At 45.0% G+C, this 23847-nt stretch carries 28 protein-coding genes and 2 pseudogenes; 19 read left to right on the top strand and 11 right to left on the bottom strand.

The window, feature by feature from the left end:
• Positions 1 to 13 precede the first annotated feature (13 nt).
• The 3 genes from AUL54_RS20330 to AUL54_RS00670 all read left to right on the top strand — a co-directional run bounded on the left by AUL54_RS20330 (position 14) and on the right by AUL54_RS00670 (position 1254).
• On the top strand, positions 14 to 187 hold the full coding sequence (locus tag AUL54_RS20330; protein WP_013352563.1) for a YozD family protein: 174 nt from the start codon (positions 14 to 16) through the stop codon (positions 185 to 187).
• Between the two features lie 75 nt (positions 188 to 262).
• Positions 263 to 874, top strand: a complete 612-nt coding sequence (locus tag AUL54_RS00665) for a phosphatase PAP2 family protein (RefSeq protein WP_060965030.1) — start codon at positions 263 to 265, stop codon at positions 872 to 874.
• Positions 875 to 933: 59 nt separating this feature from the next.
• On the top strand, positions 934 to 1254 hold the full coding sequence (locus AUL54_RS00670; RefSeq protein ID WP_003153700.1) for a YodL domain-containing protein: 321 nt from the start codon (positions 934 to 936) through the stop codon (positions 1252 to 1254).
• Positions 1255 to 1294: 40 nt separating this feature from the next.
• Here the strand turns inward: AUL54_RS00670 and AUL54_RS21030 are convergent, their stop codons facing one another.
• Complete coding sequence (locus tag AUL54_RS21030) at positions 1295 to 1420, bottom strand: hypothetical protein (protein ID WP_003153701.1); 126 nt, start codon at positions 1418 to 1420, stop codon at positions 1295 to 1297.
• Positions 1421 to 1556: 136 nt separating this feature from the next.
• Here AUL54_RS21030 and deoD point away from each other — a divergent pair, with 136 nt between their 5' ends.
• Together deoD and AUL54_RS00680 are read left to right on the top strand one after the other, a co-directional pair.
• Complete coding sequence (gene deoD / locus AUL54_RS00675; protein ID WP_047474591.1) at positions 1557 to 2255, top strand: purine-nucleoside phosphorylase; 699 nt, start codon at positions 1557 to 1559, stop codon at positions 2253 to 2255.
• Between the two features lie 83 nt (positions 2256 to 2338).
• On the top strand, positions 2339 to 3157 hold the full coding sequence (locus tag AUL54_RS00680; RefSeq protein ID WP_060962536.1) for a M15 family metallopeptidase: 819 nt from the start codon (positions 2339 to 2341) through the stop codon (positions 3155 to 3157).
• A gap of 44 nt (positions 3158 to 3201) precedes the next feature.
• On the opposite strand, the gene AUL54_RS00685 is transcribed toward AUL54_RS00680, so the two are convergent.
• On the bottom strand, positions 3202 to 3456 hold the full coding sequence (locus AUL54_RS00685; protein WP_060962537.1) for a hypothetical protein: 255 nt from the start codon (positions 3454 to 3456) through the stop codon (positions 3202 to 3204).
• Positions 3457 to 3548: 92 nt separating this feature from the next.
• Entirely contained in the window at positions 3549 to 4250 is a 702-nt protein-coding gene (locus tag AUL54_RS00690) for a class I SAM-dependent methyltransferase (RefSeq protein WP_060962538.1), read from the bottom strand.
• A 146-nt stretch (positions 4251 to 4396) separates the two neighbouring features.
• Between AUL54_RS00690 and ctpA the strand changes: the two genes are divergently transcribed.
• A complete protein-coding gene (gene ctpA, locus AUL54_RS00695; protein WP_060962539.1) occupies positions 4397 to 5803 on the top strand; it encodes a carboxy-terminal processing protease CtpA in 1407 nt (468 codons plus the stop codon).
• Positions 5804 to 5857: 54 nt separating this feature from the next.
• Here the strand turns inward: ctpA and AUL54_RS00700 are convergent, their stop codons facing one another.
• Complete coding sequence (locus AUL54_RS00700; protein ID WP_060962540.1) at positions 5858 to 6583, bottom strand: GntR family transcriptional regulator; 726 nt, start codon at positions 6581 to 6583, stop codon at positions 5858 to 5860.
• Positions 6584 to 6824: 241 nt separating this feature from the next.
• Here AUL54_RS00700 and bglA point away from each other — a divergent pair, with 241 nt between their 5' ends.
• Entirely contained in the window at positions 6825 to 8267 is a 1443-nt protein-coding gene (gene bglA, locus AUL54_RS00705; RefSeq protein WP_060962541.1) for a 6-phospho-beta-glucosidase BglA, read from the top strand.
• Positions 8268 to 8366: 99 nt separating this feature from the next.
• Complete coding sequence (locus tag AUL54_RS00710; RefSeq protein ID WP_060965031.1) at positions 8367 to 9845, top strand: glycoside hydrolase family 30 protein; 1479 nt, start codon at positions 8367 to 8369, stop codon at positions 9843 to 9845.
• A gap of 32 nt (positions 9846 to 9877) precedes the next feature.
• On the opposite strand, the gene AUL54_RS00715 is transcribed toward AUL54_RS00710, so the two are convergent.
• Together AUL54_RS00715 and AUL54_RS00720 are read right to left on the bottom strand one after the other, a co-directional pair.
• Positions 9878 to 11368 carry a sodium:solute symporter family protein gene (locus AUL54_RS00715; RefSeq protein ID WP_060962542.1) on the bottom strand — a complete coding sequence of 497 codons (1491 nt, stop codon included), beginning with the start codon at positions 11366 to 11368 and terminating at the stop codon, positions 9878 to 9880.
• Positions 11368 to 11568, bottom strand: coding sequence for a DUF3311 domain-containing protein (locus AUL54_RS00720; protein WP_003153716.1), 201 nt, complete (start codon positions 11566 to 11568; stop codon positions 11368 to 11370). Before AUL54_RS00720 ends, AUL54_RS00715 begins: the two co-directional genes overlap by 1 nt.
• A 185-nt stretch (positions 11569 to 11753) precedes the next feature.
• Between AUL54_RS00720 and AUL54_RS00725 the strand changes: the two genes are divergently transcribed.
• Together AUL54_RS00725 and AUL54_RS00730 are read left to right on the top strand one after the other, a co-directional pair.
• Positions 11754 to 12677: a ring-cleaving dioxygenase gene (locus AUL54_RS00725; RefSeq protein ID WP_060962543.1), complete on the top strand. Its 924-nt coding sequence runs from the start codon at positions 11754 to 11756 to the stop codon at positions 12675 to 12677.
• A 2-nt stretch (positions 12678 to 12679) separates the two neighbouring features.
• Positions 12680 to 13282: an alpha/beta hydrolase gene (locus tag AUL54_RS00730; RefSeq protein ID WP_060962544.1), complete on the top strand. Its 603-nt coding sequence runs from the start codon at positions 12680 to 12682 to the stop codon at positions 13280 to 13282.
• A gap of 45 nt (positions 13283 to 13327) precedes the next feature.
• Here the strand turns inward: AUL54_RS00730 and AUL54_RS00735 are convergent, their stop codons facing one another.
• Positions 13328 to 13936, bottom strand: a complete 609-nt coding sequence (locus tag AUL54_RS00735) for a nitroreductase family protein (protein ID WP_060962545.1) — start codon at positions 13934 to 13936, stop codon at positions 13328 to 13330.
• A gap of 129 nt (positions 13937 to 14065) precedes the next feature.
• Between AUL54_RS00735 and AUL54_RS00740 the strand changes: the two genes are divergently transcribed.
• Positions 14066 to 14410 carry a transcriptional regulator YodB gene (locus AUL54_RS00740; protein WP_060962546.1) on the top strand — a complete coding sequence of 115 codons (345 nt, stop codon included), beginning with the start codon at positions 14066 to 14068 and terminating at the stop codon, positions 14408 to 14410.
• Between the two features lie 25 nt (positions 14411 to 14435).
• On the opposite strand, the pseudogene AUL54_RS21605 reads toward AUL54_RS00740, so the two are convergent.
• Positions 14436 to 14594: pseudogene (locus AUL54_RS21605) on the bottom strand (hypothetical protein); the annotation flags it as partial.
• Between the two features lie 102 nt (positions 14595 to 14696).
• Here AUL54_RS21605 and AUL54_RS00745 point away from each other — a divergent pair.
• A complete protein-coding gene (locus AUL54_RS00745; RefSeq protein WP_049628635.1) occupies positions 14697 to 14933 on the top strand; it encodes a hypothetical protein in 237 nt (78 codons plus the stop codon).
• 34 nt (positions 14934 to 14967) lie between these two features.
• On the opposite strand, the gene AUL54_RS00750 is transcribed toward AUL54_RS00745, so the two are convergent.
• Positions 14968 to 15432, bottom strand: coding sequence for a hypothetical protein (locus AUL54_RS00750; RefSeq protein ID WP_016936621.1), 465 nt, complete (start codon positions 15430 to 15432; stop codon positions 14968 to 14970).
• A gap of 151 nt (positions 15433 to 15583) precedes the next feature.
• Between AUL54_RS00750 and rarD the strand changes: the two are divergent.
• The 4 genes and pseudogenes from rarD to bshB2 all read left to right on the top strand — a co-directional run bounded on the left by rarD (position 15584) and on the right by bshB2 (position 17758).
• A pseudogene (gene rarD / locus AUL54_RS00755) lies at positions 15584 to 16382 on the top strand (EamA family transporter RarD).
• Between the two features lie 67 nt (positions 16383 to 16449).
• A complete protein-coding gene (locus tag AUL54_RS00760; RefSeq protein WP_060962547.1) occupies positions 16450 to 16728 on the top strand; it encodes a hypothetical protein in 279 nt (92 codons plus the stop codon).
• Positions 16725 to 17075, top strand: coding sequence for a YojF family protein (locus tag AUL54_RS00765; protein ID WP_016936618.1), 351 nt, complete (start codon positions 16725 to 16727; stop codon positions 17073 to 17075). Before AUL54_RS00760 ends, AUL54_RS00765 begins: the two co-directional genes overlap by 4 nt.
• A gap of 17 nt (positions 17076 to 17092) precedes the next feature.
• Positions 17093 to 17758: a bacillithiol biosynthesis deacetylase BshB2 gene (gene bshB2 / locus AUL54_RS00770; RefSeq protein ID WP_015417637.1), complete on the top strand. Its 666-nt coding sequence runs from the start codon at positions 17093 to 17095 to the stop codon at positions 17756 to 17758.
• Positions 17759 to 17795: 37 nt separating this feature from the next.
• Here the strand turns inward: bshB2 and AUL54_RS00775 are convergent, their stop codons facing one another.
• Both AUL54_RS00775 and AUL54_RS00780 read right to left on the bottom strand, forming a co-directional pair.
• Positions 17796 to 18632 (bottom strand): STAS domain-containing protein, encoded by an 837-nt coding sequence (locus AUL54_RS00775; RefSeq protein ID WP_060962548.1) that lies wholly within the window; start codon positions 18630 to 18632, stop codon positions 17796 to 17798.
• A gap of 13 nt (positions 18633 to 18645) precedes the next feature.
• On the bottom strand, positions 18646 to 20007 hold the full coding sequence (locus tag AUL54_RS00780; RefSeq protein ID WP_060962549.1) for an MATE family efflux transporter: 1362 nt from the start codon (positions 20005 to 20007) through the stop codon (positions 18646 to 18648).
• A 277-nt stretch (positions 20008 to 20284) separates the two neighbouring features.
• Between AUL54_RS00780 and cdaS the strand changes: the two genes are divergently transcribed.
• The 3 genes from cdaS to AUL54_RS00795 all read left to right on the top strand — a co-directional run bounded on the left by cdaS (position 20285) and on the right by AUL54_RS00795 (position 23805).
• Positions 20285 to 20911, top strand: coding sequence for a sporulation-specific diadenylate cyclase CdaS (gene cdaS, locus AUL54_RS00785; protein WP_060962550.1), 627 nt, complete (start codon positions 20285 to 20287; stop codon positions 20909 to 20911).
• A gap of 118 nt (positions 20912 to 21029) precedes the next feature.
• Entirely contained in the window at positions 21030 to 22241 is a 1212-nt protein-coding gene (locus AUL54_RS00790) for a macrolide family glycosyltransferase (protein ID WP_060962551.1), read from the top strand.
• A gap of 322 nt (positions 22242 to 22563) precedes the next feature.
• Positions 22564 to 23805 carry a C40 family peptidase gene (locus tag AUL54_RS00795; protein ID WP_060962552.1) on the top strand — a complete coding sequence of 414 codons (1242 nt, stop codon included), beginning with the start codon at positions 22564 to 22566 and terminating at the stop codon, positions 23803 to 23805.
• Positions 23806 to 23847: the final 42 nt, after the last annotated feature.

The following is a 23847-nucleotide window of genomic DNA, read 5'->3' on the forward strand; positions in this document are numbered from 1 at the left end:
AGGCGGTGTTTGCATGAAAGAAATAGATCTTGTGATTGACACAGAAGAGATAGCCGATTTTTTTTACAGTCAGCTTGCTATGCGCGGGTACATACCGAGTGAAGAGGAGATCTTTGAAATAGCCGACATCACCTTTGATTATTTATTAGAAAAATGTATGATAGACGAAGAGCTTGATGAAGACTGAAACTGCGGAACCGAAGTGAAAAAAGCTTCGGTTTTTTCAATCGGCTCGGGAGAATGAAAAATGGGGGGGAAAACGTTGTACAAGCCAGCAGGTCTTTTCGCATTGTTTATTCTGCTCGCAGCAGCCATCCGGATCGATGCTGTCCGGGTTTTTGACGAGAGGGTGATAGAAGCGGCGGTCAGGATCAGGGCTGCCTGGCTGAATGAATGGATGTTATGGATAACAGAGCTCGGCACGACCGCGGTGCTTTTACCGCTTCTTCTATTGACGGGAGCAGCCCTGTATATGTACAAAAAAACGCCTGATGTTGTGTTTTTGCCGCTTCTCTTCCTCATTGAACGAATAATAAACATAAAAATAAAAGAATTGATCGAAAGAGCCAGACCCGCTTTTGAGCCGCTCGTCCATGAAACCTCATACAGCTTTCCGAGCGGCCACTCCATGAATTCGGCAGTGATATATCCCGTCATCGCCTACTTTTTAATCAAGCACGTTCCTTTCTTCACGAGAAGAAAGCGGGCCGTCTCCGTCTTTACCGGAGTTCTCGTCATCCTGATCGGGTTCAGCAGAATTTATTTAGGCGCGCATTTTCCGACGGATGTTCTTGCCGGATTCAGTCTCGGACTTTGCCTCGTCTCTCTATTTGCGCTCTTTGACGAAAAGTATCACCCGTTTCGACAAAAATAGAGACAGGAAAAATGAGAAAAAACGCTAATACTATTAAGAAATAAGAGGGAGGGATCTTGATGCTGTTATCGCTGCCCGTGTTTAAAAAAAAGACTTGTGCCTATGATGTGACGATTTTTCAAACACCCCGCTACGGCGAGAAAAAGGGATACAGGGTCGTCTATCGGACAGAGCTGGCCGCTGACAATCATCAAGACGCACTGGAAAGGGCATTTTCTGTATTTAATGTGCCTGATACGGTTCCAAACGACTATCAAGCCAGATTCATAGCGACCGGAGATGTCATACTTATAGACGAAGGAAGAAAAGGAAAGACCTATTACAGGCTTAACCCTGCGGGATGGAGCAAAATCAACCGTTTGCTCGTCCAGCCGAGGTAAGACGGAGCCGGCTGAATGTTCAGCCGGCTTCCGTTTTGTTTTAAGGCTTCCGTTTAGCGGCGGAATGCTCTTTTCCATGCGCTTCATCAGCCGCAATCACGTCTGAAACGGGTACGTGATTGTTCTTTTTCTGGCCGGTCACCCGGTTGCGCTGTTTTTTGCCCATTTATGCTCACTCCTTTTTCTTAGGCTGTCATCCCGCATATTCTGCCCAAGATCGCTCTGATCAATGCTGATGATTGTCTCTTACCGTTATTCAGTGTACAATGGGTGGGAGTTTGAATAGGCAGGAGGAAATGGAAATGAGTGTACATATAAACGCAGAAAAAGGTCAGATTGCGGATACAGTGCTTTTGCCGGGAGATCCGCTGAGAGCGAAATTTATTGCGGAAACTTACCTTGAAAATGTGGAATGCTATAATGAAGTCAGAGGAATGTACGGATTTACGGGTACATATAACGGTAAAAAAATATCAGTGCAAGGCACCGGCATGGGTGTTCCGTCTATCTCTATATATGTGAATGAACTGATTCAAAGCTATGATGTTCAAAACCTGATCAGAGTCGGTTCATGCGGAGCCATCCGTAATGACGTGAAGGTGCGAGACGTAATTTTGGCTATGACGTCTTCAACCGATTCACAGATGAACCGTGTCGCTTTCGGAAGTGTAGATTATGCGCCTTGCGCAGATTTCGACCTTCTTCATAAAGCGTACCAGGAAGCGCAAAAAAATAACCTTCCTGTAGCCGTCGGAAGCGTATTCACCGCCGATCAGTTTTACAATGAAGACTCGCAAATCGAAAAGCTTGCGAGATACGGCGTCCTCGGCGTAGAAATGGAAACGACTGCTTTATATACGCTTGCCGCAAAATACGGCAAAAAAGCGCTGTCTATCCTGACTGTAAGCGATCACGTGTTAACAGGAGAAGAGACAACGGCAGAAGAGCGTCAAACGACTTTTCATGATATGATAAAACTGGCGCTGCATACTGTATCGTAAACTTGAGATGAGGGTCATGCTGATAAAAGCAGCCCTCTTCTTTATGCAACGCTCTGATTCAAAAAAAGAAAGGTACGGGTAAAATGAAGAAATCCACTAAATGGTTCTCGCTTGCTGCTGCTCTCAGCGTAACCGCAATCGTGGGCACCGGCTGCAGCATTTCAGGCGGCGACAGCCATAAGGACACAAAAACAACGGCTCAAACAAAACAATCAGATGACACATCAAGCAAAAAAACAACGAAGACAGAAGACAGCGATTTTGTATTAGAGAGCAAATATTTTAATGACATTAAAGAAGTGAACGGGCTTGAAACCATTCAAAACCCGACAAATACACTTGCGCTCGTGAATAAGACATACACGCTGCCGGGAGATTATAAACCGAAGGATCTCGTCATCCCGAAAGTTGAATTTTCTTTCACTGAGAAAATTGAGAAACGATATATCCGCAAACCTGCCGCCGATGCTTTGGCGGAATTGTTCAACGCGGGGAAAAAAGAAGGCTATGACCTGGTTGCCGTTTCTGGATATCGCTCTTATGACAGACAAAAAGTTATTTTCGATAATGAAGTCAGTCTGAAAGGTGAAAAGAAAGCGAAAGAAGCCGTCGCATACCCCGGGCAAAGCGAACACCAGACGGGGCTTGCCATGGATATTTCCAGCAAAAGCAACGGATATGAGCTGAATGAAGCGTTCGGAAACACGGCTGACGGCAAATGGGTGAAAGACCATGCGTATGAATACGGCTTTATCATCCGCTATCCTAAAGGCAAAGAAAATGTAACAAAGTATGAGTATGAGCCATGGCATTTGCGTTATGTAGGCAAAAAAGCGGCAAAAGCCATCCATGACCATCAGTTAACACTTGAAGAATATTTTAATGAAGTAAAGAAAGTATAATAAGAAAAAGCCCGCTTTTAAAAAGATTTAGCGGGCTTTCTTTATTACCAGAAGAGCAAACCTCCAAGCGCAAATCCGGTAATTAAACCAAGGCCGATACCGTAGGCTGCTCCCCAGCCTCCCCAGCCTCCTCCCCAATAACCGAATCCGTACCCTCTGTGACGGCCGCCGACAGGGGCGATATACACTTTAGTGTTTGTCACCCGTACGATTCTACCGACGTGGACTCTGCCGTTTCGTTCTGTAATTCTTGCTACTTTTCCATGGTGCTGCCGGCAAAGATGATAATAGTTTTGCATCTTTTCTCCTCCTATCCAACCTATCTTTCTATGTCAGCTTATGATAGAGTGCGCAAAAAAGGTTGGACGAAAACAGGAGGACAATCGCCGTTTTACTTGTAAGCGATAAAAGCGCAGTGTCCCATATATTCACCGTACTTCTGCATAAGATCGTAATGAGCCGTCAGCGTATCGTAGTGAGCAGGCTGGATAACGGGCGATAAATCCATTTCTGTAGTCGGTTCCTGCGCATTGTTTTCATAGAAAGCGGGAATGAAATCCGCTTTTTGAAAGCCTTGCTGAAGCAATCTCTGCTTCCATGCTGCTTCATCCTGCAATACGGTAAAACCGTAGAAGTCTTTTAACTGCGTGACAGCGTTTTCCGGCAGGGCTTTCTTCAAAGCTGCCTCAATGCCGATCAGCATGCCCCCGGGTTTAAGGACCCGCAGTATTTCAGACAGCGATGAATCAAGCTTTGAAAAGGTGAGAACTGATTCAGAGAGAACGGCAGAAAACTGATTTTCAGCAAACGGAAGCCGCTCAAGCTCAGCCAAATAGCTTTGAATGGTTAAGCCTTCAGCGGCAAATCGCTTTGCTGCCTTTTCAAGCATAAGGGGATCCTTATCAACACAGGTGACGGGATACAGCAGGTGGCTGAGATAAGCGGCCGTCTGTCCAGTTCCGCAGCCGGCGTCAAGGATCGGCTCGCCAGGAGGAGGAGCCGCTTTTGCGAGAACAGCTTTAGAAAAAGCGAGTCCGCCGGGGTGAGCCCCTCCGACTCCGAATAAGGACAGCATTTCTAAATATTTGCTCAAAGTCCGAATCCTCCTTTCTTCCTCAGCATATGTTGGGAGAAAAGCATAGGTTTGGGTAAACGGGAAAGAAGGGCGCCTCACGTTTGAAGTTGACGAATGAGCGTTCGTCTATGATAATAATGTAAGAATAAAAAGGTGGTGTTTTCTTGAAGCGGCAATTTAAACTGTTTTTTATCATATTGATCACTGCGGTCGCAGCCTCGGCGCTTACGCTGTTTATTACGGGCAATACGACCATTTTCGGACAAGGCTCGGCTGCTTTGACGAACAGCAAATTTGAGAAATTCAATAAAGCCTATGAGCAGATTAAAAGTGATTACTATCAAAAAACAGATGACAGCAAATTAGTAGACGGAGCGATAAAAGGCATGATCAGTTCCCTGGATGATCCGTATTCTTCTTATATGGACCCTCAGGAAGGAAAGTCGTTTGAAGAAACAATTTCCGCTTCGTTTGAAGGTATCGGCGCACAAGTGGAAGAAAAGGACGGCAGCATTCTGATCGTATCACCGATCAAAGGGTCTCCTGCGGAAAAAGCGGGGATTAAACCGAATGATCAGATCTTGAAGGTTGACAGCAAAAGCGTCAAAGGCTTGAATGTAAACGAAGCCGTCGCGTTAATCCGCGGCAAAAAGGGGACAAGCGTCAAGCTTGTGCTGCACAGAGCGGGTGTCGGCGATCTGAACCTGTCGATCAAACGTGACACCATTCCGGTTGAAACGGTGTACTCTGAAATGAAAAAAGGAGACATCGGCGAAATCCAAATCACATCTTTCTCCGAATCGACGGCAAAAGAGCTGAATTCAGCCATTGACAAACTCGAAAAACAAGGAGCAAAAGGATACATTCTGGATTTAAGAGGCAACCCGGGCGGCCTGATGGATGAAGCCATCAAAATGAGCAACATGTTTATCGATAAAGGGAAAAATATTATGCAGGTCGAATACAAAGACGGCACGAAAGAGGTCATGAAAGCAACGAAAGAGCGCAAAGTGACAAAACCGACAGTCGTCCTCGTCAATGACGGCACCGCAAGCGCCGCGGAAATCATGTCAGCTGCGCTGCATGAATCATCGGGGATTCCGCTGATCGGAGAGAAAACGTTCGGAAAAGGGACCGTTCAGACAGCAAAAGATTACAGCGACGGTTCAACCGTTAAACTGACAATCGCAAAATGGCTGACAGCGGACGGAGAGTGGATTCATAAAAAAGGCATTAAACCGCAATATCAGGTTAAGCTGCCTGATTATGCGAACCTGCCGTTTTTAGATGCGAAAAAAACGTACAAATACGGGGATTCCGGAACGGACGTCACCAATGCGCAAAAAATGCTGAAAGCGCTGGGATACAGCGTGAATGTAAACGGCACATATGACAAAGCATTTGAACAGGCCGTCAAACAATTTCAGGCAAAAGAGAAACTGAAAGAAACAGGCATTTTAACAGGAGACACAACGGCAAAATTGATGACAGATCTGCAAAAACAGCTTGCAGACAACGATACACAAATGAAAAAAGCCGTTGAAACATTAAATCAGAACATGAAGAAGTAAAAAAACACCCAGTGCGTCTGTCACGCATTGGGTGTTTTCTGTTTGCAATCCTGCTTACGTCGTTTCCTGTTCAAAAAGGTAGCTGTTCGCCTGTATGAAAAACTGCGATTGTTCATAGTGATAGGTGACTTTTGAAAAGTCGAACGGCTGGCCGTTGGTTAAATGAAAAATCGTTTCAACGCAAAGTTTAGGGGCTCCTGTAAACAGTCCTAAGTACTCCGCTTCTTCTTCATTTAACATCCCCGCATATAAATATAGATCCGAAAAACCGCGCTTCAATCCGAGACCTTCCATAATATAATCAAATATTGATTCTGATACGATCTCTTTATTCAAATACGGAATAATCGATTTGTTGTAAAATGACTCCTCGATACATAATGTCTTCCCGTCAATATACCGGATACGTTTGACATAATACACCTCGCCGTCAGACGGCATATTCAGATTTTGCGCAGCCTCAGGTGTGGGCTTTCTCACTTCCAGCGCCAATAATTTGGAGGTGACATTAAAATCTTCAAGCGATTCTTTAAATCCCTGATTAGAAAGCAGGCTGATATACCCTTTTCTTTTGTTCCGCCTGACAAAAATGCCGCTTCCTCTGACTTGAAACACAATTCCCTTTTTTTCTAATAGATCCAAGGACTTTGTGATCGTGCTTTTGCTCACGTTAAACTGGGTCATTAAGGTTTGCAGCACAGGCAGTTTATCCCCTTGCTGAAGCTGATGCTCTTCTATGTATTTTTCAATATCCATCGCAATTTGCTGGTATTTTAACATATACATTCCTCATTCATTTATTGTCCCGCTTCTTTCAGAATTATAGCATAAACGTTTTGAAAAGCCATTTTGTGAAATAAATATGATTGTTTATGCATTGATAAATTGTACCGGTACAATTATAATGTTTATGTATAATAAGAAAACTGACTTTTCATGTAAATGCAAAGCATTCTTCCAATCTTGCAAAGCGGATTCATTCGGTTTGACAAGCGGCGGTCAAAAAAGGAGGACATGAACGATGGGAACATTGCCAAAAGACTTTTTATGGGGAGGCGCTCTAGCCGCCCATCAATTTGAAGGGGGCTGGAACAAAGGCGGTAAAGGGCCGAGTGTAGTGGACGTTATGACGGCGGGCGCGCATGGTGTGCCCCGGAAAATAACAGATACAATTGAAGAGCGGGAATTTTACCCGAATCATGAAGCCATCGATTTTTATCATCGTTATAAAGAGGACATCGCATTATTCAGCGAGCTGGGCCTGAAATGTTTAAGAACCTCTATCGGCTGGAGCAGAATTTTTCCTAAAGGTGATGAAACGGAGCCTAACGAGGAAGGATTGGCTTTTTACGACCGGGTGTTTGATGAATTGCTGAAGTATGGGATTGAACCGGTGATTACGTTGTCTCATTTTGAGATGCCGCTGCATTTGGCGAGGGAATACGGGGGTTTCAGAAGCAGAAAAACAATCGGCTTTTTTGTAAAGTTTGCTGAAGTGTGTTTTGAACGCTATAAACATAAAGTGAAGTATTGGATGACGTTTAACGAAATCAACAACAAGATGGATGTGAATAATCCGATCTTTTTATGGACGAACTCAGGTGTCGCCGTCAAAGAAAACGAAAACGCAAAAGAAGTCATGTACCAAGCCGGCCACCACGAATTGCTGGCAAGTGCATTGGCTGTTTCAAAGGGAAAGGAGATCAACCCCGATTTCAGGATCGGAGCGATGGTATCACATGTCCCGATTTATCCTTACTCATCCAATCCGGAAGATGTGATGCTGGCTGAGGAAACGATGAGGCAGCGCTTTTTCTTCCCGGATGTGCAGGTTCGCGGATATTATCCGAGCTATGCGTTAAAAGAGTTTGAAAGAGAGGGCTACCGGATCCGCTTTGAAGACGGTGATGAAGAGATTTTGAAAAACGGCAGGGTGGATTATCTCGGATTCAGTTATTACATGTCCACTACCGTAAAAAGTGACGTGATAAACGATAATACCGGGGATGTCGTAAACGGAGGGTTGCCAAACGGTGTGGAAAATCCCTATATTACAGCGAGTGATTGGGGATGGGCAATTGATCCGACCGGTTTACGGTACACATTAAACCGCTTATACGACCGCTACCAGGTACCGTTATTTATCGTGGAAAACGGATTCGGCGCTATTGACACGTTAGAAGAGGACGGTTCAATCCATGACACAGCGAGAATAGAATATTTAGCGTCACATATAAAAGCTTTGGAAAAAGCGGTCACATATGATGGTGTGGATGTAATGGGGTATACACCATGGGGAATTATCGATATCGTATCATTTACAACCGGTGAAATGAAAAAACGCTACGGTATGATTTATGTTGATCGGGATAATGAAGGCAATGGGTCAATGAAGCGATTCAAGAAAGATTCATTTGAATGGTATAAAAAAGTGATTGAAACAAACGGCTCATTTGTATCCTAAAGGTGTATGTTAAAAGAGAAGGCTTCACAACTGTGTGAAGCCTTCTGTTTATCAGTATATTCGAAAGCGCATTCATAAACCGGGAAGGGAATGATGATCATGTTTATTAAAAAAGGTCTGTCCATTACGGTTGCTTTTCTTTTTCTTTCCTTTCTATTTTCAAGCAGCTTGGAAACCGAAGCCCATGCGGCTGATCGGAAGGCTCCGGACAAAAATAAAGTCAGGGTGTGGTACAGCTCGGAAAAAGATCCGGCTTCCCGTACGTGGTATGACGGGCCAAAAGAAGTGAATTATGCCTTAGACGAACAAACACCCCTGACATTGACAAAAAAGAAGCCTTCTGACTCCGCTGCCGTGTATATTGATCCATCGCACCGTTATCAAAGTGTGTTAGGCATAGGATCATCTTTGGAAGAATCGACCATCCATAATTTATCGAAAATGTCTCCCGGAAAAAGAAAAGAAGTGTTAAAAAAACTGGTTGATCCCAATGAAGGCGTCGGCATGGACGTCATGCGCATAACGATAGGGACATCAGATTTTACGGCACAGGAATTTTACACATATGACGATATGCCTGAGGGCCAAAAAGATCCACAACTCAAAAATTTCTCGATTCAAAAGGATATTGATTTACACATTACATCAACCATCAAGGAAGCGCTGGCGATCAATCCGAAGCTGAAAATCATTGCCTCACCGTGGAGCCCGCCGGCATGGATGAAAACGAATGAAAACCTCAAAAGGGGAAAGCTGAAAGATCAATATATCGGTGAGCTGGCCGTTTATTTCCGCAAATTTATTGAAGCATATGAAAAGCAGGGAATCCCCATTTATGCGATGACCCTTCAAAATGAACCTTTGCTGGAAATCGACTATCCGAGCATGTACATGCCGCCGTCTCAGCAGCGTAAACTGGCGATAGCCGTGAAAAAGGAATTGAAAAAACACGTAATTGACACGAAAATTTGGATTTATGATCATAATGCAATCGGGGCGTGGAACTACATTCCGCCGATTTTAGATGATAAAAAAGGAAATCAGGCGGCAGATGGCATTGCTTTCCATGATTATGACGGGGACCTTTCCGTTATGTCGGAAATCGGAAGAAGGTACCCCGATAAATCCATTCACTTAACGGAGCGGTCCGTCTGGGGGACGGCAGGGGCGGACCGGATCGCGCAGTATTTCCGCAATGGCACGTCCAGCTACAATGCGTGGGTGACGATGCTCGACAGTCAAATCAAGACGCACCATTGGATAGGCACCCCGGATCCGACGCTGTTTATTCAGGATGCTAAAAACCCCGACCGCTATTGGAATATCCCGATCTATCATATGACGGGCAATTTTTCAGAATTTGTCGAGCGCGGAGCCAAACGGATAGAAAGTAATTACGGCTCCAAAAACACCGTCACGAATGTCTCGTTCCTTAATCCTGATCAATCTATTGTAACAATCGTCATCAACCAGACATCCGCCGACCAAAAATTCCGCATTGTTTCAGGGAACCGGCAGTTCGAAGCCGTCATCCCGGCAAAAACCGTCGCCACCTACAAATGGCAGCACAAAAAGTAAAAAAGCCGGCACATCGATGTGCCGGCTTTTGGTTAAGCGCCTTTTTGATTCAGTTTATCAGAGGGCGTTTTTTTGAATAAACCGTCTTTGACGGCGTTTGAGGCTGCTTTTTTTACAAAAAACGGGTTAAGGATAATAACGGCTGCCATGTTAGCGGTCAAACCCCAAAAGCCTTCATATATACCGTGGGCGGATTGGGTGATATTTACCGTGAATGTCACGATAAGACCGACGAGAAGGCCGATAATTGTCGCTTCTTTCGTTTGATTCTTCCAAAACAGACTGACGGCGATCGCCGGAAAGATCTGCACCATGCCGGAAACGCCGAGAAGCTGAAGCGTAACGAGCGCAGTCGGGAACAGCATGCCGAATAAAAGCGCGAGACCGATGACGACAAATACCATTGAACGGGTGATCATCGTCAGCTTGTTTGGTGACACATTCGGGTGAATCAAATCCCGATATAAGTTATTCGCAAATAAGTTTGATGCTCCGATCGCCATAATAGAGCAGGGAATCAAAGACGCAAGAGCGATCGTGGAATAAGCAAAGCCTTGGGCGACCCCGCCGTATGACGTTTGAATCAGCTTCAATAAAGCGAGCCGCGGGTTAGTATCTTCCGGCAGGACAAGAAATGCGATAAAGCCGAGAAAAATAACAAGAATCAAAACAATATTATAAAGCGGAAGAAACATGCTGTTTTTGCGGACGGCCTCCGCGCTTTTTGCCGTGAATACACCAGTTGCCGCATGCGCCCACATAAAGAGCGCCAAGGCAGATACGATGGAAGCGGTGATAAACCAAGGAATTCCTTTCGGCCCCGAGTCTGGGATCGTCAGCATTTGCGGCGCTTTTTCCGCCAAGGTGTGAATCATCGGTGTCCACCCGTGAAAATGGATCAGCGGGAGCGACACGACCATAAACAGCATAATCACCCATACCAGAATGTCTTTAATAATTGCCGTAAACGTCGGCCCTTTAATTCCGCTGAAAAAGGTATACAGCGCTACAAGAATAAAGGAGATGATAACGACCATATTAACATTAATGACACCCGTTCCGGCCACCTGAAGCGTATCCTGAATGCCGCTCAGCTGGAGACAGATATAAGGAATGAGCATAAGAACGCCGACAATGGCGACAAGACTGGCCAAAAGCTTACTGTCAAAACGCTCACGGGCATAATCGGCAAGCGTCGTTAATTTATGGATTTTTGCCACTTTCCACAGCTTCGGCAGAAAGAAATAAGCAATAAAATACGCCAAAACAGAATACGGAATTGCAAAAAAAGCTACGCTTCCCCCTGTGTAGGCGGTGCTTGTCAAGCCTAAAAACGTATAAGCCGTATAGAGGTCCGCGCCGACTAAAAACCAGACGAGCAGCCCGCCGAACCGTCTGCCACCGACAGACCATTCTTCAACAGAAGTGCGTGATGATTTGTCTCTCCCGGCTATAAAGCCGATGCAGACAACGGTTAAAACGATGACGGCTGTAATGATCAATGCTGTTATATTTGCGGGCATCAGTCCAGTCCTCCTTGTTTCTTCTGCAGTCTATAAATAAGAAACGAACATAATGGAGTGACTGCGATCCATAAAAGCAGCCAGAAATGAAAAAACGGCAGCCCGATGATGATTGGATGAACCCGATTAGCGACTGACAAAAGGGCCAGCTGGCTGAAAGGGATTAAAATAAGAACGAAAATTAGTGCTTTTCTGACCATTTACTTTCCTCCTGAAACCTGATAATGCTCCTTATCATAGCAGTTGTCAGATAAGATCACAAGATATTTTTCAGAAAAAAAAGAATTCTATTACTTTTTTAACCGAAACACTTTAGTTGCAACTTCATTCATAGTAAATTAGAATAGTTAATATCTCGAAATCAAGATATTTAGGAGTGAATACAATGATTACTCAAGGATTGCACCATGTTACCGCATTTGCGAAAGATCCTGCTGAAAATCTGCGGTTTTATACTGAAGTATTGGGCTTGCGGCTCGTTAAAAAAACCGTTAATTTTGATGACCCGGCCACATATCATTTTTATTTCGGCAACCAAAACGGAGAACCCGGCACGATTATAACATTTTTCCCTTTTCAGGGCAGCCGCCCGGGAACCGTGGGAAAAGGGCAGGCCGGAAGAATTTATTTCTCTGTGCCGAAAGGGGCACTCGCGTTTTGGCAGCGCCGGCTTGAAGAAAACGGCATACCTGTAAAAGAGCAGACTATGCTTTCTGAACAAGTGCTTCTCTTTGATGATACAGAAGACCTGCCGCTTGCCATAATGGAAGATGAAAGAAGCGGACAGAGTGAATGGACTCCTTCGGGCATTACTGAAAAAGAAGCGATTACAGGCATGAGAGGTGTTCTTTTGTACTCGTACCGTCCTGAAGCAACCATTCAATTTCTAATGGAACGCTTCGGCTATTCAAAGACAGGGGAAGAAAATCAGATTGTCAGACTGCAATCGGAGGCACGGATCGGACATATCATTGATGTTGACCTTGCGCCGAAAGAAGCAGGTGTCGGCGGTTACGGGACAGTTCATCATGTCGCATTCCGCACTACTAAGAATGAGCAGGCGGAATGGAAGAATATTCTTGCTGATTCTCATCTTGCTTCATCTGACTTTCTTGACAGATCTTACTTTACATCAATCTATTTCAGAGAAAGCGGCGGCATTTTATTTGAAATGGCAACCGATGAACCGGGATTTATGACGGATGAATCCTTTGAAAATCTCGGTACAGAGCTGAAACTTCCGGAATGGCTGGAAGAGCACCGCGGTCAAATTACCGCTATTCTTCCCAAAATGGAGAAAGGAGAATGATGATGAAACATGTATTTGAACAGGGAACGTCAGAAAATGTTCTGCTGCTATTGCACGGAACGGGGGGGAATGAACACGATCTTCTGTCGCTCGGACGTTTTATCGATCCGAAAGCAAGTTTGCTCGGGGTCAGAGGATCAGTGCTTGAAAACGGCATGCCCCGTTTTTTTAAGCGGCTGAAAGAAGGCGTATTTGACGAGAAAGATTTAATTGAACGGACGGAAGAATTAAAGAATTTTATTGATGAAGCGGCGCAAATGTACGGATTCAGCAGAGAAAACGTGATTGCTGCCGGCTATTCAAACGGCGCCAACATTGCGGCAAGTCTTTTGTTTCATTATAAAGACGTACTGAAAGGGGCGGTTCTTCATCATCCGATGGTGCCGATTCGCGGAGTGAAGCTCCCAGATATGGCAGGGCTTCCTGTTTTTATCGGTGCAGGGAAGCGGGATCCGCTTTGTACAAAAGAAGAATCGGAGGAGCTTTATCAGTATCTGACTGATGCTGATGCATCTGTTTCTCTTGTTTGGCAGGAGGGCGGCCATCAGCTCACACAGCAGGAAGCCGAGCAGGCACGAACCTGGTACAGTGAGCGATTCCTATAAAAAAAACCCTTAGTCTGCTTAAGCGGACTAAGGGTTTCTTTCATCTTACAGCCAAGTTGACACTTGTGATACAGGGATCCGATTGCTTTTGTGCGCAGGCTTAACGGCTTTACCGATTGAAATCAGCATGACGGGAACGAAACGTTCGCTCACGTCGAATTCCTTCACGAATTGCTCTTTATTAAATCCGCCGATCGCGCAAGTGTCATAGCCTTTAGCTTTTGCAGCAATCATCAGCTGCATCGCCGCTAAAGAAGCGTTTAAAAATGCTGAATCACGGGCAAACTGTTCATTTTGGTATGCACCGTTAATCTGGCTTAACAGCGTCTGTTTGATCTCTTCTGTAATATTGCCTTGCTCAGTCAGTTCAGCATAAACGTCTTCACCATTTTCGTTTGCTTTTAAGTCGCCTAATACGGCAATGACAGCTGAAGATTCAATAATCTGTTTTTGATTAAAGGCAACCGGAAGAAGGGCAGCTTTTGCTTCATCACTGTGGAATACTTGGAAATGCCAATGCTGAAGGTTCCAGGCGGAAGGGGCTTGCGTCGTAATGTCCAGAAGTTCTGTTAATTCCTCTTTAGTAATGACCGCATCTTTATCGTATTCTTTAACGGATGCGCGTTCTTTCAAAACGTCTAATACGGATGTCATCTTGTTTCCTCCTTCGGATAAACGTGTTATTATAATAGAAAAGTTAGAAGCTTACTAAATGTAACTCGGGAACTAATTTTAATGGATTACAGCAAACTTGTCAATTCATAGATGAAGGGATGAACTCACGTGGGATATACAATGTGTCCTAAAATGGAATCCGCTTTTTCTCTTTTGGGAAAGCGCTGGAACGGCCTCATTATCCATGTACTGATGGACGGGCCGAAACGTTTTAAAGATATGACCGAAACCATACCGACGATCAGCCAAAAAATGCTTGCGGAGCGGCTCAAAGAGCTGGAACAAAATGAAATCGTCGAGCGCCAGGTGCTGCCTGAAACGCCTGTCAAAGTCATTTATAAGCTGACTGATAAAGGCATGGCCCTGCAAGCCGTTTTTCAGGAAATGCAAAAATGGGCAGACAGTTTTTGCGAGCCCGGGGGGCCTGTCAAAGACGAATCATGTCATGAATAACAAAGGCTGCCCAAGGCAGCCTTTTCTTAATGAAATGGTCAATCTTTGTCAAAACCATAAACCCTAATCTTACATCATAGTCCTCACTGCAGCCGAACTCAAACCCGCAGCAGGAGCAAATATCAAATGTTTTATGATATTCGCTATTGCAAACAGGATTTTTATCTAATCTTTTAAATCCGCATTACAACTCACTAACCAACATCCATCACTTTTACTATCGCCCAATCAATTTCCGCGCTTTATGAATGCCTTTAAGAATAGTCAGACATAAAGGAGGAAAAACATGTACCCTCGTCATGCGTTGTATCGCGGGAATTTCGGACCTGCCGGATTTCCGGTGAGAAGTCCTTTTCTGTTCGGCGCTCCTTTATTCGGCGGTTTTTTAGGCGGTCTTCTCGGAGGCGTGATTGCCACAGGTTTTACGAGACCCCGGTATCCGTACGGTTTCGCCGGTTACGGATACGGAGGCCCATATGGCGGTTTCGGGCCGGGAGTCGGCGGTTACCCGCCATTTTATTAAAGAAAAAACGGCCTGCATCACGCGGGCCGTTTTTTTATCTTAAAATCTCCACTTCCGATAAATTGTAGTCTTCCAGTTTTGAAAACATGACTTCAATCATCCCGTCTTTATAGACTGCTTTTGTTCCTTTCCGTTTGACGAGGCTCGGAAGAACAATTTCTTTTTTTCCTTCCGCCAGACTGCTGTTCTCTACCACGAGGCTGTGTGACGTATGCTTAATCCTGATCCGGTCGAGTTCATCCTGCTCAGCGGGAATTTTTGCAAAAACATGATCGGATGTTTCAAACAGGTCAATTTCCGGCTTGGGCGGTTCTGCTTCGACCGGCTCGGCCTTTTGGGACATCGGGTCGCGAAAAGGGAACTGCCCGGCATAACCGGCGCCGAATACGCTTTCCATTACTCGGTTGACATATGTCTCGACATCTTTCGGATCTGCATTTTTAAACGTTTCTTTAGAGAACTGATTTTGGAAGGGAAAATATCTGTTCCAATCAAACACGGCATCTCACCCTTTCTTAACGGACAACATAGTATATGCCCGCCATAACCTTCCCGTGATATAATATAATCTGTTTACAGAAAGGAAGGGGAAGGCCGTGCAAGGGAATACCGCAAGAAAAGGAATCATTTATACCGCTTGTTCATTTGCCATGTGGGGGCTGTTTCCGGTCTATTGGAAGCTGCTTGAACATATACCCGCATTGGACATTTTAGCTCACAGGATTTTATGGTCGTTTGTTTTCATGTGTGTGCTTTTAACTGTGCTTAAAAAGTGGAAAACCGGATGGCGTGAACTGTGTCTTTTAAAATCTGAAGGGGGCCTGCTGGCGCTTTTTTTCGCTTCTGTTTTAATATCCATTAATTGGTTTGTGTACATATGGGCAGTTAACCACGGCTTTTTGCTTGAAGCAAGTCTCGGTTACTATATTAATCCGCTCGTTTCCGTTCTTTTGGGCATCCTATTTTTAAAAGAAAAGCTGAACAGACTGCAAACAGCAGCCGTTTCGATTGCCGGAGCGGCCGTGATCATATCGGCGTTTCAGTATGGCGCAGTTCCTTATATCGCGTTGCTGCTTGCGTTCAGTTTCGGCCTGTACGGCCTATGCAAAAAAAGAACCCGCATGTCCAGCACAATCGGACTGACTTTGGAACGCTGACGGGAGCGCTTACGGGTCCTTGGGTGCAGAAACATGGGCGCTCCTTTTTTTCGCAGGCGTATTTACAGCCCTGCCGCTGTTGCTGTTTGCAGAGGGGGCAAAGCGACTGCCGCTGTATCAAGTCGGCATTTTGCAATATATATCGCCTACCATTACCCTTATGCTCGGCGTATTTGTATATCATGAGCCGTTTTCCGGGCAAAAAGCGTTTACCTTCATTTGTATATGGGCAGCATTGCTCTTATTTACCTTTTCACAGATAAAATGGAAACGGCCGTTAAAAAGCCGCTAAGCCTTTCGCTTTCCAGTGATAGCTTAAATTATGTATAATCATTACGAGTATGTAAAGGAGCTGTACAATGGGCACTGATAAAGACATCGCAAAAGCCTATCAGGCGCTGTGGAACAATCGCACACTCCCGGCTTCAACCCTTGAAGAAGCGGAGAAGGCAATTGATCTGGAACTGCTTGATCAAAGAACACATCCGAGGCTCCGAAAGACGCCCGAGGAAAAGTTTGCTCTGGCGGTGCAGCGAATTGTAGATTCCCGGCTGCAGCCGATTGAGAAATATGAATTGGTTGAACTACATACGAAGCGATTGCAATTTTTAAAAGAAGAAAGAGGGGAGCAGCTATGAAAGCGATCATAAAAGAAGATGTGCAAACTTCTTTAGAACGATTTGCCGATCGTCCTGTATATATCCATTTGGAAACAACGACCGGTTCTTATTCAGCACATCTGAATGAGAAAAATATGACGGTTGTAGCCTATATACGCAATGCAAAAGTGACGTACCATCAGGCGAAAATCAAAGGGAACGGCCCGTACCGCGTCGGTTTGAAAACTGAAGAGGGCTGGATTTATGCAGAAGGCCTGACTGAATATACAGTAGATGACGAAGACCGTCTGTTAATGGCAGGGCATCTGCCGGGCGGAAAATTGGCGATTTCGCTTCAAATCAGCGAAAAGCCGTTTACAGTTTAAAGAAAAGGGTGAAAATCATGAAAGAACACGTACTCGTCATCCTGCCTCACCCTGATGATGAATCATACGGAGTGGCAGGGCTGATTGCTTTACACAGACAAAAAGATATTCCCGTTACGTATGCATGCGCAACGCTTGGAGAAATGGGCAGAAACATGGGGGATCCCTTTTTCGCAAACCGTGAAACACTGCCGCTGTTAAGAAAGCAAGAGCTGATTGACGCATGTAAAGCAATGGACATCACTGACCTGAGAATGCTCGGGCTTCGTGATAAAACACTTGAATTTGAAGATGACGAGTGGCTCGCGGATATGATGGAAGAGATTATCGACGATGTAAAACCGAGTCTGATTGTCACATTCTATCCGGGACACGGCGTCCATCCGGATCATGATGCATGCGGCGAAGCGGTCATCAGAGCGCTTTACAGAAAGAAAAAAGAGGACCGCCCGCGCACGCTTTGCATGGCAATCACCCGCAACAGGGAGGAAGCCGTCGGCAAGCCTGATGTCATTCTTGATATTAAAGAGGTCGCCGATATTAAAATGAATGCCTTAAAAGCGCATCGCACTCAAACAGAAGGTATGCTGAGAGAGCTGGAAGAAAAAATAAAAAATAACGAGCCGGTTCTCCAAACCTGGTTTGAAGAAGAAGTGTATTGGACATATCCGTGGAAAGACTGATAAAAAAAGGGATAAGGCGTTTCAGCCTTATCCTTTTTTATGTCAGATCGGAAGCGATCGCTTCCGCAAGCGAAGACCGTATTGACAAATTTGAAAAACTCAGGCCGAGCTGCACCGCGGTTTGGGCAATTTCAGGCCGGATTCCGGATAATGTCGCTTTCACGCCGAGCATTCCGAGTGATTCAATTAAAGTGAAAAGCTGTTGGGCAACCATCGTATCAATCATGGCCACGCCTGATAAATCGATGTACAGCTGCGTGATCCGTTTCTCTGAACATTGGTGCAGCGTATTTTCTAAGATCATTTTGGCTCTTGCCGTGTCAATATCCCCGATCAGCGGCAGCAGTCCGACATTGTCAAAAAGCACTATGACAGGCGAACTCAGCTCGGTGATCAACTCCTTTTGCGCTTCAAGCTGAATGTGTGTGTTTTTATACATCTCTTCTATGAAAATATGAATGACCACATCAAATGATTTAATCAGCGTATGGAATATATCTTCAGCATCTTCTTCTGTGACGGTGTCTGAATGCAGTTTGGTAAACTGCTTTACATGGCCGACATACAAATCACGAACTCTGATAAACTCGCGAATGATGTAATGGATAGGAGTTTTTAAATGTTCTTTATCCTGTGCGGCTTCGAACGCCCACTTCTCCAATGCCGCTGTATAAACTTCCTTCTTCTCAGAAAAAATCCGATTGATTTGATAATTAAACGTCAGATTTTGTTTTTTCAGATTCATGATTACCGCCGGGTCAGAAGAAGCATAAACAGAATCAGGATCCGTATCATGAAGGGTATCAAACCATGTCTGACTGATTTCTTCCGCCCGTTCGGTTAAATAATCGTACAGCAGTTTATGTGTTGGCATTTCTGTTCCTCCTCTATGAAATCATCATTTTTTTCACATCACGCTTTTGCAGCTTGAGCAGTCTGAAGAATAATCCGACAGCTCCTGCGGCGAGTCCCGCAATTAAACCGATCCAGTAGCCGTATGCCCCGAGGCTCGTATAAGTGCCGACTGCGTAACCGAGAGGAAGCCCGATGATCCAATACGAAACAAAAGCCGCACCGAGTGTATAATTGACATCCTTATATCCTCTCAGAGCGCCTTGTATCGGAGCTGCCACGGCATCAGAAAGCTGGAAAAACAAAGCATAGATTAAAAAGTGCTGCGTCAACATAAGCACGTCCGGTTCTGATGTATACATTCCGGCGATTTGCGGTCTGAACAGCAAAATGAAAGCAGCCGTGCATAAAGAAAAACAAAGGGCCATCACAATGCCGATATAGCTGTATGACCGGGCATCCCTGTAGCGCTTTGCCCCTGCTTCAAAGCCGACTAATATGGTCAGCGCCATGGATACGCTGAGCGGCAGCATATACAAGAGGGAAGCGAAATTCATTGCCGCTTGGTGGGCTGCAATCGTCACCGTTTGGAAATGGCTCATAAGCAGTGTGACAGCCGCAAAAATGCTCGTTTCAAAAAATACGGCAAAACCGATAGGCAAACCGATTTTCAAAAGCTTTCTGCATTCAGACGGAGAAAACCGGTACAGTTTCCGAAATACAGAGTACCCGGCAAACGGCTCAAATCTTGAGACGATAAAAAAGCTGATAACGCAAATACACCAGTAAGTCAGGGCGGAAGCAAGCCCCGCACCGACTCCGCCCAATGCCGGCATGTTGAATTTCCCGAAAATAAACACATAATTCAAGACAAAATTGATGGGCAGTGAGCAGAGCGTAATAAGCATAGTGACTCTCGTTTTGCCCAGTGCATCAATAAACGAGCGCAAAACGGCGTACACAAACAAAGGAAAAATGCCAAGGGATAAAAACCCTAAAAAGTGTTTGGCGATCGTCCGGACACGAGGCTCCAGGCCCAAATGACCCAAAATCACATCAACAGTGAAAAAGCCGATAAGGATGACCGCCGCACTGAGAATGGCCGCTACGTAAACGGCCTGAATGACGGAAAACGGCGCTTCCTTTTGTCTGCCTGCTCCTAACAGCTGCGACACAACGGGCGTAACGGCCATCAAAATTCCTGCCAGTCCCGTATAAACCGGTGTCCACAGGCTTGAACCGATTGCAACGCCGGCTAAATCCGCGGCGCTCACTTTCCCTGACATCACCGTGTCCAAAAAGGTAATCAAAGAAAGACCGGCCTGTGTAATCAAAATCGGAATGAAGATATGTAACAGCTGTCTGACCTTTTGGCCGATCGTGTTCGTTTCTCTCAAGTTAGGTTCCCCGTTTCTTTATTTTAACGAGAGAAATTATAACATTTTATGTATAAAAAGCAATGAAACCCGGCCTACTCTTTTTTATCCGGCTTCGGCTTTTTAAACATTTTTGCGTAAATGAATGAAAGTGAAATGACACCTAAAAAGGTGCAGATATACTGCAACAGCCTTGTGAGTTCCATACAAATCCCGCCTCCTTTCTTGATTATCGTGCGCATTGCGGCGCATATCCATGCGCGCGATGCAGAAAATAAGGAAAAGGAGCTGATGTGACATGCGCCACACTCAAATGACGGAAAGTGCGTTTACCGCTGCCGTTCAAACGTATCTGAAACAAATTACGGAGGATGCCGCAATGATACTGCGGACATTGGATGAAAAAGATCAATGCCTGCTTTGCGAACTAGATGAACTTGGACATACGTTTCAGGAAATGCAGGCTGTCGCTTCGTCATTTTACCTGCAGACATATATCGAACATTTTACGCCTTCTTATACAGAGCTGGCGAGAGCCGTGCAGCATCTGGCAGAAGAGAAGCACGGAGCGCTGATTGTGATTGAACGGGCAGATCCGCTGGACGGAATGATACAAAAAGGGACAAGTCTTCATGCTGAAATCAGTTCAGCTTTAATTGAGAGTATTTTTTACCCCGGCAATCCGCTTCACGACGGAGCCGTATTGGTCAGAGAAAACCGGGTTGTATCGGCCGCCAATGTGCTTCCGCTCACAACAAAAAATGTCGGCGTCAAATACGGGACGCGCCACAGAGCCGCGATGGGTCTTTCGGCCGTGACTGATGCGCTCGTGCTCGTTGTTTCAGAAGAAACGGGGAAAATGTCCTTTGCTAAAGACGGCGGGCTGTATCCGCTTGTTTCGCCGCGGGCGCTTCATACGAAATAATAAGAAAATGGGAATATTGTACCCATTTAATATTAATAAGGTGAACATCTTTACCTTTTTCTGTATCGATGTTATTGTTTAAATATACATAAAATTTAAAAGAACAGGGAGTGGGAAGATGGCAAATGTATTGATGATCGGCTTTCCGGGAGAAGGCCATATCAATCCGTCTTTAGGCGTTGTAAAGGAATTAAAGGCGAAGGGCGAACATGTCGTATATTACGGCGTGAAGGAATATGAGAATAAAATCGCGTCAAGCGGAGCGGAATTCCGTGAATACGAAGATTTCCGAAAAGATGAATTCGGAAAAAACGCAACGGGTGATGAACATCGGGACGCTACAGAGTTTTTACTATTAATGATTGAGACCTCTAAAAAAGCCGCACTCCGCATTCTTGAGGATGTAAAAGATGAATCCTACGACTACATCATGTACGATCATCATTTTCTGGCAGGCAGGCTTGTGAGAAACATGCTGAAACTGCCGGCATATTCACTTTGTACGACATTTGCAATGAATGAAGCATTTATTAAAGAAGTCTTCTCAAATACAAACCTTGTATCAGAGGAATCATCCCATTATCCGGCTTATACTGAAGCGGTCAGCCAGCTCAATGAAGAATTCAGTGCAGACATTAAAACGCCGTATGATATTTTCTCAAATGACGGCAGAAAAACCATCGTGTTTACTTCAAGAGCGTTTCAGCCGAAAGAAGAAGAGTTCGGAGATTCCTATCTCTTTGTCGGTCCGTCCATAACCGACAGGGCGGCGTCCCATGATTTCCCGTTTGAACAGCTTGAAGGGGAAAACGTCCTGTTTATTTCAATGGGAACGATTTTTAACAACCAGAAGGAATTGTTTAATAAATGCTTAAAAGCAGCCAGAAGCTTTAACGGGAAAGCCATCATGTCAATCGGCAAACATCTTGATCCGGATGAACTGGATGAAATTCCGGAGAATGTCATTGTAAAGCCTTATGTTCCGCAGCTTGAGATTTTAAAGAGAGCGGACTTATTTATCACGCACGGCGGAATGAACAGTACGAGCGAAGGGCTTTATTACAAAACCCCGATGATCGTCATTCCGATGGGCGCAGATCAGTTCGCCGTCGGAAGCCAAGTGGAAAACACGGGAGCGGGCAAGATGTTTAAAAAAGAAAATGTGACAGTGGAATTGCTTACTGAAGCAATAAAAGAATTGAATGAAAATCCTGAATACCAGAAAAAAGCTGATGAAATCGGAGAATCCTTGAAAGCGGCCGGCGGAGCACAGCGTGCAGCGGAATTGATATTAGAAGACGTGAAAACTGCCGTGACCCGGGTGCTGTAATCGCTCATTACCTGCTTCCTTTAAAGGAAGCGGGCTTTTTTTGCTTGTTTTTCGGGGAGGATTTTTCCTGCCGCAAAGAGAATTGTATGAAAAACAGACAAGAAAGGTGGAATGTCGCGGAAAAAAGCCATGTTATGAAAATGATTCCAAAGTCTTTTGTGAATTGGTCTCTATTTATGTAAAATGTGTGGCATTAGTGATGATTTAAGGTGTAAATGAAACGGAAATGATGTCGACTTCTGCATGAATCCTGTATAACAGGCGGCGTTTGAAGAAAAGGAATGCCCCTTTCAGTAATGATAAATAGGAGGTTTTTCGTTATATGAAGAAAAAAATCGCAGCCGGTCTGGCTGTATCTGCAGTAATGACTTCAACCTTCGCCGTGCATCCCGCTGAAGCAAAAACCATTCAAGTAAAAAACGGCGATTCTCTTTGGAAGCTTTCCCGACAATATCATACAAGCATTTCAGCCCTCCAGGCGGAAAACAAATTGAAATCAACGATCCTTTACCCCGGACAGCGGCTGAACATTCCTGACGGCAGCAGCACACATAAAACAAATCAAAAGGAAAAACGAAGCACGGGCGCTTACACGGTTACATACGGAGATTCCTTATGGGTGATCGCAAAAAAATACCGCATGAGTGTTTCGGAGCTGAGAAACCTGAACCGTTTGAGCTCAGATGTCATCTATCCGGGCCAAAAACTGAAAATTAAAGGGTCTGCCCCCGGCACGGACAGAGGCGGCAAAGAGACAAAACCTGATAAAGCCGCATCAGGGACTTACACTGTAAAACCGGGTGATTCGCTTTGGAAAATCGCCAATCAAATCGGCATCACCATCGCTGAACTGAAAAAGCTGAATCAATTAACGTCAGACTTGCTGTATCCGAACCAAGTGTTAAAAACCAAAGGCTCTCCACATAACGGAAACAGCGGCACAACACCGCCATCTCATCCAAACCCTTCTGAGAAGCCGTCCACATACAAAGTAAAAGCAGGCGATTCCCTCTGGAAAATTGCCAATCGGTTCGGCATCACCGCCCAGCTCATCAGAGAAAAAAATAAACTGACAACTGATGTGCTGCAAATCGGACAAGTTCTCGTGATAAACGGGACGGAAAAAACAGAAGACCCTGTGCGTCAGCCGGAAAACAACCCGGAAAAGCCAAACAAACCTCATACTCCTGAACCCCCGGTAACAGGGTCAAAGATTGACAGAATGATAGGCGAAGCAAAAAAATATGTCGGCGTGCCTTACCGATGGGGAGGCAATACGCCTGCGGGATTCGATTGCAGCGGCTATATCTATTACCTTTTAAATAAGGTAAGCTCTGTTTCACGTCTGAGCACCGCCGGATACTGGAATACAATGAAACAAATCAGCCAGCCGTCAGCAGGCGACTTCGTCTTCTTTACGACATATAAATCAGGTCCTTCTCATATGGGAATATATTTGGGCGGAGGAGATTTCATTCACGCAAGTTCCTCCGGGGTTGAAATTTCAAACTTAAGCAATCCATATTGGAAAAAAGCTTATTTAGGAGCGCGCAGTTATTTTTAAAAAGCCTTTCGGGGCTTTTTTTGTTTACCATATTTATGTTTT

The sequence above is a fragment of the Bacillus sp. SDLI1 genome, from assembly GCF_001553895.1.
Classification (GTDB): domain Bacteria; phylum Bacillota; class Bacilli; order Bacillales; family Bacillaceae; genus Bacillus; species Bacillus siamensis.

What these genes read in the sequence shown, in the direction of transcription:
- AUL54_RS00765 (WP_016936618.1), top strand. Translation starts at nt 16,725, where the DNA reads ATGAAAGCGATCATAAAAGAAGATGTGCAAACTTCTTTAGAACGATTT.
- AUL54_RS21030 (WP_003153701.1), bottom strand. Translation starts at nt 1,420, where the DNA reads ATGGGCAAAAAACAGCGCAACCGGGTGACCGGCCAGAAAAAGAACAAT.
- cdaS (WP_060962550.1), top strand. Translation starts at nt 20,285, where the DNA reads ATGCGCCACACTCAAATGACGGAAAGTGCGTTTACCGCTGCCGTTCAA.
- AUL54_RS00680 (WP_060962536.1), top strand. Translation starts at nt 2,339, where the DNA reads ATGAAGAAATCCACTAAATGGTTCTCGCTTGCTGCTGCTCTCAGCGTA.
- AUL54_RS00745 (WP_049628635.1), top strand. Translation starts at nt 14,697, where the DNA reads ATGTACCCTCGTCATGCGTTGTATCGCGGGAATTTCGGACCTGCCGGA.
- deoD (WP_047474591.1), top strand. Translation starts at nt 1,557, where the DNA reads ATGAGTGTACATATAAACGCAGAAAAAGGTCAGATTGCGGATACAGTG.
- AUL54_RS00710 (WP_060965031.1), top strand. Translation starts at nt 8,367, where the DNA reads ATGTTTATTAAAAAAGGTCTGTCCATTACGGTTGCTTTTCTTTTTCTT.
- AUL54_RS00670 (WP_003153700.1), top strand. Translation starts at nt 934, where the DNA reads ATGCTGTTATCGCTGCCCGTGTTTAAAAAAAAGACTTGTGCCTATGAT.
- AUL54_RS00790 (WP_060962551.1), top strand. Translation starts at nt 21,030, where the DNA reads ATGGCAAATGTATTGATGATCGGCTTTCCGGGAGAAGGCCATATCAAT.
- bglA (WP_060962541.1), top strand. Translation starts at nt 6,825, where the DNA reads ATGGGAACATTGCCAAAAGACTTTTTATGGGGAGGCGCTCTAGCCGCC.
- AUL54_RS00700 (WP_060962540.1), bottom strand. Translation starts at nt 6,583, where the DNA reads ATGTTAAAATACCAGCAAATTGCGATGGATATTGAAAAATACATAGAA.
- AUL54_RS00715 (WP_060962542.1), bottom strand. Translation starts at nt 11,368, where the DNA reads ATGCCCGCAAATATAACAGCATTGATCATTACAGCCGTCATCGTTTTA.
- AUL54_RS00795 (WP_060962552.1), top strand. Translation starts at nt 22,564, where the DNA reads ATGAAGAAAAAAATCGCAGCCGGTCTGGCTGTATCTGCAGTAATGACT.
- AUL54_RS00760 (WP_060962547.1), top strand. Translation starts at nt 16,450, where the DNA reads ATGGGCACTGATAAAGACATCGCAAAAGCCTATCAGGCGCTGTGGAAC.
- AUL54_RS00730 (WP_060962544.1), top strand. Translation starts at nt 12,680, where the DNA reads ATGAAACATGTATTTGAACAGGGAACGTCAGAAAATGTTCTGCTGCTA.
- AUL54_RS20330 (WP_013352563.1), top strand. Translation starts at nt 14, where the DNA reads ATGAAAGAAATAGATCTTGTGATTGACACAGAAGAGATAGCCGATTTT.
- AUL54_RS00775 (WP_060962548.1), bottom strand. Translation starts at nt 18,632, where the DNA reads ATGCCAACACATAAACTGCTGTACGATTATTTAACCGAACGGGCGGAA.
- bshB2 (WP_015417637.1), top strand. Translation starts at nt 17,093, where the DNA reads ATGAAAGAACACGTACTCGTCATCCTGCCTCACCCTGATGATGAATCA.
- AUL54_RS00685 (WP_060962537.1), bottom strand. Translation starts at nt 3,456, where the DNA reads ATGCAAAACTATTATCATCTTTGCCGGCAGCACCATGGAAAAGTAGCA.
- AUL54_RS00725 (WP_060962543.1), top strand. Translation starts at nt 11,754, where the DNA reads ATGATTACTCAAGGATTGCACCATGTTACCGCATTTGCGAAAGATCCT.
- AUL54_RS00720 (WP_003153716.1), bottom strand. Translation starts at nt 11,568, where the DNA reads ATGGTCAGAAAAGCACTAATTTTCGTTCTTATTTTAATCCCTTTCAGC.
- AUL54_RS00735 (WP_060962545.1), bottom strand. Translation starts at nt 13,936, where the DNA reads ATGACATCCGTATTAGACGTTTTGAAAGAACGCGCATCCGTTAAAGAA.